12 protein-coding genes and 1 pseudogene are annotated in these 11,911 nt (G+C 39.7%); 12 read left to right on the top strand and 1 reads right to left on the bottom strand.

The genetic code is table 11. The features are described from left to right. From IX38_RS19135 to IX38_RS19155, 5 genes are read left to right on the top strand one after another with little or no spacing between them, the layout of a single operon-like run. Positions 1 to 3,612 carry a response regulator gene (locus tag IX38_RS19135; RefSeq protein ID WP_034707553.1) on the top strand — a complete coding sequence of 1,204 codons (3,612 nt, stop codon included), beginning with the start codon at positions 1 to 3 and terminating at the stop codon, positions 3,610 to 3,612. A 1-nt stretch (position 3,613) separates the two neighbouring features. Further along, entirely contained in the window at positions 3,614 to 3,979 is a 366-nt protein-coding gene (locus IX38_RS19140; protein ID WP_034707622.1) for a response regulator, read from the top strand. Next, positions 3,980 to 4,810: a CheR family methyltransferase gene (locus IX38_RS19145; RefSeq protein WP_034707554.1), complete on the top strand. Its 831-nt coding sequence runs from the start codon at positions 3,980 to 3,982 to the stop codon at positions 4,808 to 4,810. A 9-nt stretch (positions 4,811 to 4,819) separates the two neighbouring features. Continuing rightward, entirely contained in the window at positions 4,820 to 5,392 is a 573-nt protein-coding gene (locus tag IX38_RS19150; RefSeq protein WP_034707555.1) for a chemotaxis protein CheB, read from the top strand. Between the two features lie 40 nt (positions 5,393 to 5,432). Next, positions 5,433 to 5,804 carry a response regulator gene (locus IX38_RS19155; RefSeq protein WP_034707556.1) on the top strand — a complete coding sequence of 124 codons (372 nt, stop codon included), beginning with the start codon at positions 5,433 to 5,435 and terminating at the stop codon, positions 5,802 to 5,804. 86 nt (positions 5,805 to 5,890) lie between these two features. Here the strand turns inward: IX38_RS19155 and IX38_RS19160 are convergent, their stop codons facing one another. Beyond that, a complete protein-coding gene (locus tag IX38_RS19160) occupies positions 5,891 to 6,193 on the bottom strand; it encodes a hypothetical protein (RefSeq protein ID WP_034707557.1) in 303 nt (100 codons plus the stop codon). Positions 6,194 to 6,531: 338 nt separating this feature from the next. Here IX38_RS19160 and mug point away from each other — a divergent pair, with 338 nt between their 5' ends. The 7 genes and pseudogenes from mug to IX38_RS19190 all read left to right on the top strand — a co-directional run bounded on the left by mug (position 6,532) and on the right by IX38_RS19190 (position 11,890). Continuing rightward, complete coding sequence (gene mug / locus IX38_RS19165) at positions 6,532 to 7,032, top strand: G/U mismatch-specific DNA glycosylase (protein WP_034707559.1); 501 nt, start codon at positions 6,532 to 6,534, stop codon at positions 7,030 to 7,032. Positions 7,033 to 7,135: 103 nt separating this feature from the next. After that, positions 7,136 to 8,302, top strand: coding sequence for a cytochrome-c peroxidase (locus IX38_RS19170; RefSeq protein WP_034707560.1), 1,167 nt, complete (start codon positions 7,136 to 7,138; stop codon positions 8,300 to 8,302). Between the two features lie 98 nt (positions 8,303 to 8,400). Then, positions 8,401 to 9,189: an SDR family oxidoreductase gene (locus IX38_RS19175; RefSeq protein WP_034707562.1), complete on the top strand. Its 789-nt coding sequence runs from the start codon at positions 8,401 to 8,403 to the stop codon at positions 9,187 to 9,189. Positions 9,190 to 9,500: 311 nt separating this feature from the next. Then, a pseudogene (locus IX38_RS23265) lies at positions 9,501 to 9,620 on the top strand (WGR domain-containing protein); the annotation flags it as partial. Positions 9,621 to 9,701: 81 nt separating this feature from the next. Next, the gene (locus IX38_RS19180; protein ID WP_228378010.1) at positions 9,702 to 10,280 is read left to right on the top strand and encodes a DUF4240 domain-containing protein; all 579 of its coding nucleotides are present in this window, start codon (positions 9,702 to 9,704) and stop codon (positions 10,278 to 10,280) included. A 40-nt stretch (positions 10,281 to 10,320) separates the two neighbouring features. Beyond that, positions 10,321 to 10,863 (top strand): helix-turn-helix domain-containing protein, encoded by a 543-nt coding sequence (locus IX38_RS19185; protein ID WP_034707564.1) that lies wholly within the window; start codon positions 10,321 to 10,323, stop codon positions 10,861 to 10,863. An 88-nt stretch (positions 10,864 to 10,951) separates the two neighbouring features. Continuing rightward, positions 10,952 to 11,890: a hypothetical protein gene (locus IX38_RS19190; protein WP_034707623.1), complete on the top strand. Its 939-nt coding sequence runs from the start codon at positions 10,952 to 10,954 to the stop codon at positions 11,888 to 11,890. The last annotated feature ends 21 nt before the right edge of the window (positions 11,891 to 11,911 follow it).

Below are 11,911 nucleotides of genomic sequence, written 5' to 3' on the forward strand. Positions count from 1 at the left end.
ATGCCGAAAAAAATAATCAGAAATCTTCAGTTTGGGGTCGGATTATCTTTACTGATCCTGATTGCAAGTTCGGTGGCTTCCTACCTGAGTATACAGAACCAGATGGAGCACCGGGAAAGCCTGTCCAAAAGCAGACGCTCTATCACTGCTGTAAAAGATGTTCTCGTTGCTTTACTGGATGCAGAAACAGGAAGCAGAGGCTATCAGCTTACCGGAAGAGAAAACTTCCTGGAACCTTACAACCGAAGCTTAACCGAATTTTCTAAAGCGATAGAACGGGCAAAATCTCTTGGTATTTCAGATAAAAACCAGTTGCAGCGTTTAAAAGATCTGGAAAAAAATGTTGACAGCAACATGAGCAATTTAAAGCTGTTTGTTAAAAACAGAAGGAACGGTATTGTCATGACGCAGCAGCAGATTCTGATGAGCAAAAGCTACATGGACAGATGCCGTGAGATTGTCCGTGATTTCGTACAGTACGAAGAAAGCCAGCTCGAAATTAAAAATAAAGATCTCAACCGTTCATCCGGTACTACCGTTATATTTATCATTGTCTCGGCAATAACAGCAATAATAGTTACCATCTTTTTTTATGTAAAGCTGAAGGCGGATCTGATCCGGAGAGAGAAACTTGAAAAAGAATTATTGGCAAAAGATCTTGAAATAAGCAGACGTGTAAGTGCTATCCGGCAGATAGCAAACAGGGTGGCCAACGGAGATTACAGCCAGAAAGCGGTAGATAACTCACAGGATGATCTCGGAGATCTGGTAGATTCTCTGAATCATATGACCGATTCTCTGAAAAAATCTTTTGACAGTATCAGTAAAAATGACTGGCACCAGAAAGGTCTTGCCTTACTCAATGAATCTCTGGTAGGTAATAAAACCGTGAAAGAAATCTCCGATGCGTCACTGAATCAGCTTATAGAATACGGAAAATGCATCAATGGTGCCTTATATCTGTATGATGAGGGAACACTTAAGCTTAATACCGCTTTCGGCCTTGAAAGTGCTATGAAAAAGACTTTCGAGCCGGGAGAAGGAATGGTTGGCCAGGCTTTTAGCAATGAAAAAATACAGGTTTACAATAACCTGAATGAAGACGATTTTGCTGTAAGTTTTGCCAGCAGCAAAGTTAAAATCAACGGAATATTACTGTCGCCGATTCAGGCAGACGGTCACTATATCGGTATACTCGAACTGGGCTCTACGTCAGACTTTGATGAAGGCAGGATTAATTATTTCGCTGAATGCAGCCGTAACATCGGAATTGCTTTAAACGCAGCTAAAAGCCGTGAAAAAGAGCAGCACCTGCTGGAAGAAACACAGGCTCAGTCAGAAGAGCTGCAGGTACAGCATTCCGAATTGGAAAACCTCAATACCGAATTAGAAGCCCAGACCCAAAAATTACAGGCATCCGAAGAAGAGCTCAAAGTACAGCAGGAAGAGCTGATGCAGGCTAATGCCGAGCTGGAAGAACGTTCAAGAATGCTCGAAGAGAAAAATCACCTCATTGCAGAAAGAAACAGCGAAATCCAGAAAAAAGTGGAAGAACTCGCTTTAAGCACAAAATACAAATCCGAATTCCTGGCCAATATGTCCCATGAATTGAGGACACCGCTGAATTCAATTCTTCTTCTTTCAAGATTGATGGCGGAAAACCCAGACGAAAACCTGAATGAAGACCAGATAGAATCGGCAAAAGTTATTCAGAGTTCCGGAAGCAGTCTCCTTACACTGATTGATGAGATTTTAGATCTTGCCAAAATAGAATCAGGTAAAATGTCACTTGAATACCAGGATGTGGTGATTGATGATGTGGTGAAAGATCTGAAAAATATGTTTAATCCGGTTATTCAGGAAAAGAAAATCAGATTTGATATCCAAATAGACAGTGATGTTGAAAAAAGCATCCAGACTGACAGGCTTAGAGTAGACCAGGTACTGCGTAATCTCTTGTCCAATGCTTCGAAATTTACCACAGAAGGAAGCATTACTTTAAACATATCAAAAGACACTAAAAATAAAGACTTCATTGTTTTCACGGTAAAAGATACCGGAATAGGAATCCCAAAAGAAAAGCAGGCAATCATTTTTGAGGCATTCCAGCAGGCCGACGGTTCCACGCGCCGTAAATTTGGCGGTACAGGATTAGGACTGTCCATAAGCCGTGAAATTGCAAGACTACTCGGAGGCGAATTGAGCCTGAAAAGCACAGTGGACGAAGGCAGTGAATTCAGTCTCGTTATTCCTGTAAAAGCTGTATCTGAAACAGCTCAGCCTGAAACAGACCAGCATTTGGTGGAAATCATCCGGGAAGACGCTGAAAAGATCCAGAATATTTTGGAAGCCACAGAAACCCAGCCGGCATTATCTGCACAAATGTTGCCCATTCCGGAAGCTATAGAGGACGACCGGGACACAATAACCGCACAGGATAAGGTGATTTTAATTGTTGAAGACGATATTCATTTTGCAAAAGCCTTGCTCAAATATGCCCGCATCAATCAGTATAAAGGAGTAGTGGTTGTACGAGGCGATCATGCATTGTCCGCAGCCGTTCAGTACCATCCGCAGGCTGTTTTACTCGATGTTCAGCTTCCTGTGAAAGATGGTTGGCAGGTAATGAGTGAACTTAAATCGAATGCTGTGACCAGACATATTCCTGTTCATATGATGTCCGTGTTGCAGCTTGAAAAAGAAAGCTTAATGAAAGGCGCCATTGATTTCATCAGTAAGCCGATGGCCCTCGATAAAATGACCGATGTTTTCAAAAAAATTGAAGAAGCCCTTCAAAAATCTCCCCAAAAGGTTTTAATTGTAGAAAACAATGCTAAACATGCCAGTGCGCTGGCCTATTTCCTGGGGAATTTCAATATTTCCTTATCGGTAGAAAATAACGTTGAAGACAGCGTTAAAGCTTTAACTGCAGACCATGTAGATTGTGTCATCCTGGATGTAGAAGCTTCAAAAGGCAATGAATACCAGATCATTGAATCCATCAAAAGTTATGAAGGACTGGAAAACCTGCCGATCATTATCTTTACAGAACACAGTTTATCCAAATCCGAAGAACTTAAGATCAAGCAGTATGCAGATTCTATTGTAGTAAAAACAGCCCATTCCTACGAAAGAATTTTAGATGAAGTAGGTTTATTCCTACATTTGGTGGAAGAAAAAAACAATTCTGTTGAAACAGCAAGAAACAAAGTGTTAGGATCATTAACCGAAGTTCTGAGCGGTAAAAAAATATTGATTACCGATGATGATGTCCGTAATATTTTCTCTTTGACTAAAGCCCTGGAAAAGTATAAAGTTGAGGTCGTTGTTGCCATGGACGGGAAACATGCCCTCCAGCAGATCAAAGAGCATAAAGATATAGACGTTATTTTAATGGATATGATGATGCCCGAAATGGATGGCTACGAAACCATAAAAGAGATCAGAAAGATGCACGCCTTTACAAAGCTTCCAATAATTGCCATTACAGCAAAATCTATGATTGGAGACCGCGAGAAATGCATCGTGGCAGGAGCTTCAGATTACATCTCCAAACCCGTAGATATCGATCAGCTGTTGTCCCTGCTGCGTGTCTGGTTATATGAAAGTTAAAATGATGAACAAGAAAGTTTTAATTGTGGACGATGATCCACGCAATATATTTGCACTCAAACTAACCCTGAAATCCCGTGGATACCAGGTTGAAAGTTCCATGAATGCTCAGTTAGCTTTTCAGATATTAAAAGACAGTGAAATAGACATTATCCTTATGGATATGATGATGCCTGAGATGGACGGTTATGAAGCGGTAAAGATCATTAGAAACACACCGGCTGTCAGCCGTATTCCCATAATCGCCGTTACAGCACAGGCCATGCCTGAAGACCGCCAGAAATGTCTCGATGCAGGAGCTCAGGACTACGTATCCAAACCGATTGATGTGGATCAGTTGATTACAGCCATAGAAAAACTGCTATAAATGCTGGAGCCGAGCATTGTAAAAGATGAAGAAGTAGAATACCTGATAAAAGATGTTTATGAGATGTACGGTTATGACTTTTCAGAGTACAGCCGGGCTTCTTTTAAACGCCGGGTAAACCGTATCTGTCTGATTGACAGGTTTACCAGCTTTGCAGAGCTGCGGTACACCATCCTCAATAATCCGGAATACCTGAAACGCTTTGTAGAAGAAATAACGGTGAACGTGACAGAAATGTTCCGCGATCCCTATTTCTTTAAAGCACTCAGAGAAAAGATTTTGCCCCAGCTTGGGACCTATCCCCTCATCAGGATCTGGGTGGCAGGCTGCTCTACGGGTGAAGAAGCTTATTCAATGGCCATACTGCTTAAAGAAGCCAATCTGTATCATAAATCACTTATTTACGGTACAGATCTCAATCCATCCGTTCTGGAAACTGCGCGGTCTGGGGTTTTTCCATTGCAGCAGATGAAAACCTATTCGGAAAATTACATGTTATCCGGTGGCAAAAAAGACTTTTCCGATTATTATACCGCCAACTACGACAGTGTAAGATTTGATAAAAGTTTGAAGGAAAAACTGATTTTGTCCACTCATAACCTGGTTTCCGACAGTTCTTTTAACAGTTTTCAGCTGATCATCTGCAGAAATGTGCTTATCTATTTCGACAGAGGATTACAGGAACGCGTTTTTAGACTTTTTGATAACAGTCTTGAAAACCTGGGCTATCTAGCACTCGGATCAAAAGAAACCCTTAGATTTTCTAAACTGGACAGAAATTACCATCAGGTAGAAGACCAGCGCATCTGGAAAAAAACAGAGCATATGTAATACACTGATATGAAAATAATAAACACAAAAACAGAATTAGTCGTTATAGGAGGTTCTGCAGGAAGCCTGCAGGTCATTCTTGGAATGCTGAAAAAATTAAAGGAAGATCTGAATTTTCCTATTGTTCTGGTACTCCATCGCAAGGCCTATTCAACCAATATCCTGCAAACCTTGCTGCAGCAGTTTATTTCCATGGAAGTTGTGGAAATTGATGATAAGACAGAAATTCAAAACAATAAAGTGTATGTTGTCCCTGCAGACTATCACATGCTGTTCGAAAACAAACATATGATGTCACTGGATTTTTCGGAGAAGATGAATTATTCACGGCCATCCATTGATGTCACTTTCAAATCTGCTGCGGAAGTATATGGAGAAAACCTGGTGGGCGTTCTGCTTTCAGGGGCCAATGCAGATGGAGTGGAAGGTTTGGAACTGATCAAGAAAAATAAAGGAAAAGTCTGGATCCAGGAACCGGAGACCGCAGAGGTAGACTATATGCCTAAACACGCTCTGCAGAAGGTGGCCTGTGATTTAATCATTAAGCCGGATAATCTGGCAGGCTATATCAATGAATTATAAAAATACATATAACAAACCCTAAGATTTTAACAGAACAAATATGAATACAAAGAAAATTTTGATTTTTGATGATGACACAGCTATTTTAGAGGTAATCACCATCATTTTTGAAGAGAATGGGTATCAGGTCGAAATTTCAGAAACATCTCACGATATTTTGGAAAAAGTTGCCAAGTTTCAGCCCGATGTTATTCTTATGGATAACTGGATTCCGAAAATCGGAGGAGTGCAGGCAACGCAGCTTTTGAAAAGCCATGAAGAATTCAGATCAATTCCTGTTATTTATGTAACAGCCAATAATGATATCGTTAGACTGGCGGAAGAAGCTCAGGCTGATGATTACGTGGCAAAACCATTCAATCTGGACGATTTGGAAGAAAAAGTGGCTAAATATTTGAAAGAGCAGAACTAAATCAATCGTTTTTCCTGCGAAAACCGAAAATCTGATATTAAAGTAAACAAAACAATCCTTGCATCATGTGCAGGGGTTGTTTGTACCTAACCAATCCTTCTGGCCGGCTGCTGCCTTAATTCCCCCAAATGCCTGATCCTTTCACGGATAAGATCAACAGTGCATTTCCCACTATTAATCTCAGCGATCAGTGCCGATAAAAATATTTTCAGCTCAGGGCAAGACAGAATCTTATGGGTATATGTAGTGGCAATAATGGTCTTTTTAGACACAATATTCTGTGTAAAGATATATTCTCCCTCCAGATTAATGTCCAGGCAAAACTGATCTGCTATACTGAAAGACAGATACCGGTGTATCAGATCCATATTTTTTAACATATTTTCCATCGTGGGGTATTTATATCTTATACAATAATATTCATGCCATACTTAATTTTTTGTTGATTTTTTTATGGACAGTCAGGCAGAAGCGGTATGGACATTGGATATTTAAAATAAATATTATATTGCTGCTGATATAAACTGTAAGAAACTGCTTAAATTTTTAAAATCTCGCTGAGTGGGCAGATTACGCATGTTTTTATAATTGAAATAAATCTGCGTCATCCGCGAAATCTGCGAGAGAAATCTGTTTCTTTAGTAATTATTTCTGCATAATTTTATTGAATAAAATTTAAACAGGCTCTAAAACTTTAAACCGAACTTATCAAATTATTTCAGTATCCATGTTAAAAGATATTATCTCCAAACACCTTACCGCTGTTTTTTGTGGAATTAATCCGGGTTTAAAATCTGCTGAAGAAGGGCATCATTTTTCCGGAAAGAGTAACCGTTTCTGGAAAGTACTTCATAAATCCGGTCTTACCCCTTACCAGATAGAAGCTGTAAACGATACAGACATTCTGGATTTCGGGTACGGGCTTACAACAGCTGTAGCAAGAGCAACATCGCGTGCTGATGAGCTTGCAAAAGAAGAATTCGACGGTTCCCTGGAGCTTTTTAAAACAAAAATGACGAAATTTCAGCCGGAGTATATTGTATTTCTCGGTAAAGCGGCATACAGGTCCTTTTCAGGAAAAAAAGAAATTCAATGGGGATCGCAGCCTGAAGATTTTTGTGGCTGCCGGGTCTGGGTTCTGCCCAACACCAGCGGTTTGAACCGGGGATTCAGCTTAGATGACCTTGTTGAATCTTATGAACGGTTTTATAAGGAAATTCAGAAATAATCTTGGAAGATCCTCATACTTGCCGCAGAAATAAACAGAATCTTTTCCATCAATTTTGAAATCTATTTAGCAGATTTCCTATTTTTGTCAAAATCTGTTATTCATGAAGAACGTCCTGAGCTGGATATTAATTGCATTTCTTACCGTTTCTCTTTTGAATAACTGTTTCAGTAATAGTGTTCAGAAGGAGATCAGGGAGAAATCCTCATTCCTTGCCGAATTGAGGAAATTGTATTCTTCCGGGGACCCTTCAAAATGGCCGAAACCCATTCTGGACCCGCAAGCTGTACTTCACTTTTCCGAAATAGGGCACCTGCCGGAAATTCAGTTCCCGCGTGATAATCCTTATTCCGAAGATAAAGCATTGCTGGGGAAAATACTTTTTTTCGATCCCCGGCTTTCCAAATCCAATCAGATTGCATGCGCTTCCTGTCATGATCCCGAATTGGGCTGGTGCGATAACCGGACCTTCTCTTTCGGACACGACAGGCAGCTTGGCACCAGAAATGCAATGAGCATCCTGAATGTAGCTTATGCGAAGTCTTTATTCTGGGACGGACGCGCTGCTTCCCTTGAAGAACAGTCGGAAATGCCGATCCGGGATGAAAGGGAAATGAACGGCCATATTGATCTGGCGGCAGGAAAAATTGCAAAGATCAAAGGATACGAATTGCTGTTTGAAAAAGCTTTTGGAGATAAAGCGGTCTCAAAGGACAGGATTTCCAAAGCAATAGCCGCTTTTGAGAGAACAGTCAGAAGCGGAACTTCTGAATTCGATCAGTTCATTGATGGGAAAGCAGACGTTTATTCCGATGATGAACTGATGGGGCTGCATCTTTTCCGGACCAAAGCCCAGTGTATGAACTGCCACAGTTCAGGATATTTTTCCAACAATCAGTTTGAAAATGTAGGAACCTCTTTATTAGGATCAAAAGAAGAAGATCTGGGCCGGTATCTGGTGACTGAAAATCCGGAAGATGCCGGGAAATTCCGGGTGCCCGGACTTCGTGAAGCAGCAAGAACAGGCCCCTGGATGCATAACGGGTCTATGACAACCCTCACAGAAGTGATCAGTTTTTACAGCAAAGGAAATCCTGAATATTCCCAAAAACGGTCAACCGTTCATAAAGGTATTACACTTACTTCCGAAAAATCAGGTTTTGTAAGGCTGCTGGACCTTACGGATGAAGAAATTGCTCAGCTGGAAGCATTTTTACGCACCTTGTCTGCAAAACCGGAAAGAGTGCTGCCTCCCGCACTTCCTCAGTAAAATAAGGCATAAATCCTGAATTATTAAAGATTCATTATCCTGAATGTAAAGCTTTTTTGTTACATTTATCTATAATCAATCAGCATAATTATTTAGATATGAATATTCAACTTTTCTCAAAAAACGCTTTGGTAGGAGCCGCTACCCAGGGAATAGGATTAGGAATAGCTTTGGAACTGGCAAAATGCGGAGCCAACGTTACGATAATAGCCCGAAATGAGGCGAAACTTAAAAAGGCAGTTTCTTCATTACCCGTAATTAATCCTGATCAGAAGCATAAGTATCTGGTGGCCGATTTTTCTAACTTTGAAGAATACAGAACCATTATTTCCGGATATTTCCGGAATAACTCCATTGATATTCTGATTAACAATACCAATGGGCCGGAACCGGGACTGGCACTGGATAAAAATGTCGATGATTACCAGAAAGCATTTGATCTGCTTTTTAAAACGGTTTGTGAAACAACATTACTGGCCTTACCCCACATGATAAAGCAGAAAAGCGGGCGTATTATCAATGTTTCTTCGCTGTCTGTAAAAGAACCGATCAATAATTTATCACTTTCAAATTCCATCCGGTCGGCAGTAATTGCCTGGGCAAAGACATTATCCAATGAAGTGGCACAGCATCAGATTACAGTCAATAATATTCTTACAGGATATTTTGATACGGAACGCATTCAGAATCTCATCAGCCATGAAGCCCAGCAGACAGGCAGATCTCAGGAAGAAATAAAAAGAGCCAGAGAAAATAAAATTCCAATGAAAAGACTGGGCAAAACTGAGGAGTATGGCCATCTGGCTGCTTTTCTGGCATCAGAATATTCGGCTTATCTTACAGGAGCCAGTATTCCTCTGGATGGAGGGCTGAATAATACTTATTAATTCTGGGAATATTATTATAAAAATTTGGAGGCAAATTTAATTGTTCCGCCTTTGCAGTCCCTGAATTATATACAGCTAATATAACTTTGCGTTTTAAAACATACATTTTGTATCGTATTAATGAAGTTAAAATTCATTGAAAACCTGTATCATCAGGACATTCTGCTTTTAAATTCCGCGTTTTTTTTGTAGTTTCACTTCCTTTAATAAAAATACCATCACAATTTCTTATGAAAAGAAACTTTATCAACCAGAAAGAATTGTCGGATAAATTCTGGAATATTGAATAAAAAACCGGGAACATACAGAAAATATCTTTTGGCAAAACCGGAACTAAAGGCCGGGAAACAGTTAAAGAATATGAAGACGAAAAAGAGTGTATTCGGGAATCTGAAAAGCTGATCGCTCAAAAAATCAAAAAAGGCTATACGGAAATTCATGAAAATGATGAAGTTCCTCAAAAGATCGAACTTTCGGATACCGAAAAAGCAGATATTTATTTTTGGGAAGCCATTGAAAAATCCAACAAATATAAAAAAGCCCACTGGAGCGAATATGATGTTGAGGAGCACATTGAAAACCTCACTGATTATTTGTCAAAATTTGGAAAAGAGAGAATGGTGCTTTTTGAAAAAACACTTCAGGAAAAGCTAAGTGATCTGTATACAGCTGAAATTGCCGAGCTTTCGTTCATTCTTGAATGTGATTTTAAGAAGGAAGATGAGGTGTATGTTTTTGATGATTATCTTTCTGATGACGGATTCCTCTATTTCAGATGCTGGCTTCTGCTGAAAGGAAAAGAGTTTTTTGAAGATATAAAAGCTGATATTCAGTCGTTCGTAAACGGGAAATACAGTTTTAATATTGGTGACTGCTGGGCAGAGGGCCTGCTTTACGTTGCTGACGAGGCATATGCCCAAAATCATGAAGATGAAGAATCCATCATCAAAGATACAGTCTACGAATTGTATCCCGAAAATGATTACGACAGTGTGGAGCGCAGCATGAACCGGGAACCGGAAGGAGGGGTAGAGTTACAGAAAATGTATCCGAAGCTGGTAAAAGAGATGGCCGAATTAAGAAGTAACTAAAGTGAAAATCCGCTAAAAAAGATTAAAATTAATAGCCAGAATGAAAAGCAAGGTTAAAATTTTAAGAGAGAGGAAGAATATGACCCAGGCCGAACTTGCCGAAAGATCCGGCCTTTCGTTGCGGACAGTCCAGCGCATTGAAGCAGGAACTGTTCCCAAAGGATTTACCCTAAAAGCTATTGCCGGTATTCTGGAAACAGAACCCGGAAACCTGATCTCTGCAGATGAAGAAAAATCCTCCGTTGACAGGGCAAAATTAATTAATCTTTCTGCCTTGCTGGGGCTCATTATACCATTTGGGGGAGTTATATTCCCCTTGATTTTAACTTATAAAACCAAAGATCCGGTGAATAAAGAGCTTGGGAAAAATATAGTGAGCATTCAGATTATTCTGGCAGTTGCTGTCTCAATTCTAATGATCATGAGTCCGTTCATTCAAAAAGCAATACCTGTAAAAATTCCGCTTTTTCTTGTCTTTTTAATAGCTTTTCTCTGTGTTAAACTGTTCGTAATCATCAGGAACGGAAGCTGTTTAAACTCAAGAGGTGATTTGTGTATTAAATTGAAAGACAGTTTTTTATAAATGCTGTCGTAAAAATGTCGTAAAGATGTCATATGGTTTTTGAAGAAAAATCAAATGATAATGCTGAACCTTGCAGAAAAATGTCAGCATGAAAATCTTTAAGAAAATTGCATTATCGGTAGCGGTATGTATTGTACTTTTATTACTGGGCGGCTACTTATATTTTGATAAAAAATTTACACCGCCGGAAAACAGTCTTGCTGTTTTGGGTATTGCGCAAAATATAGAGATACGATGGGATTCTGCCGCAGGAAATTCCCATGCGGCAGTTCTTCTTCCTGTCAGGCTCAAAGGTATTCACAGGACCTTCTATATGCAGCTGGATTCCGGCTCACCAACCACTTTGTTCTACAAGAAATCAATGGAATCCATACAGGAAAAATTTCGGGATCAGATTAAATTTAATAAACAGGAAAAGCAGATCTCAGTGCAGTTCAGCACAGGAAATATGAATATAGCTTCTGACCGTTTTGAATTGCTCGATTATGGCAGCAGCATAAATTTTCACACTGCTGAAACAAATAATATCATTGGAACCATCGGAACAGATCTTTTGGAAAAGCGGATTATAGTTCTGGATTTTAAAAACGGAGTATGTTCATTCATCGAAAATACGGATGAAAAAGATTTTGAAGCATTTGAATTCAAAAAACGTAAAATACTGTTACCTTCAGAAGTGGAAAATCAAAAGCTGAAGCTGCTTTACGATTCAGGAACGAGTGGCTACGAACTCATTACCAATAAGGAAGAATGGGAAAAATACAGAACTTCAAACGGTAATATTAAAAAAGAAAAAGGAAATTCCTGGGGAAATATTTTAACTGTTATTTCTGCCCCGGCGGATCGTACCATCAGAATTGGAAGCCGCGGCCTTAAGCTTTCGGAAGTCACTTATATAGAAGGAACTTCAAAGATGCAGAACCTCTTGATGAAAAGCTCAGGAATGCAGGGAATGACAGGAAATAAACTTTTCCTGAACCATAAGCTTATTTTAGACTGTAAAAACAAAAAATTCAAAGTGGAATAATCGTCTGGACCGTAATCTAGG

The organism is Chryseobacterium luteum (assembly GCF_000737785.1).
Lineage (GTDB): Bacteria > Bacteroidota > Bacteroidia > Flavobacteriales > Weeksellaceae > Chryseobacterium > Chryseobacterium luteum.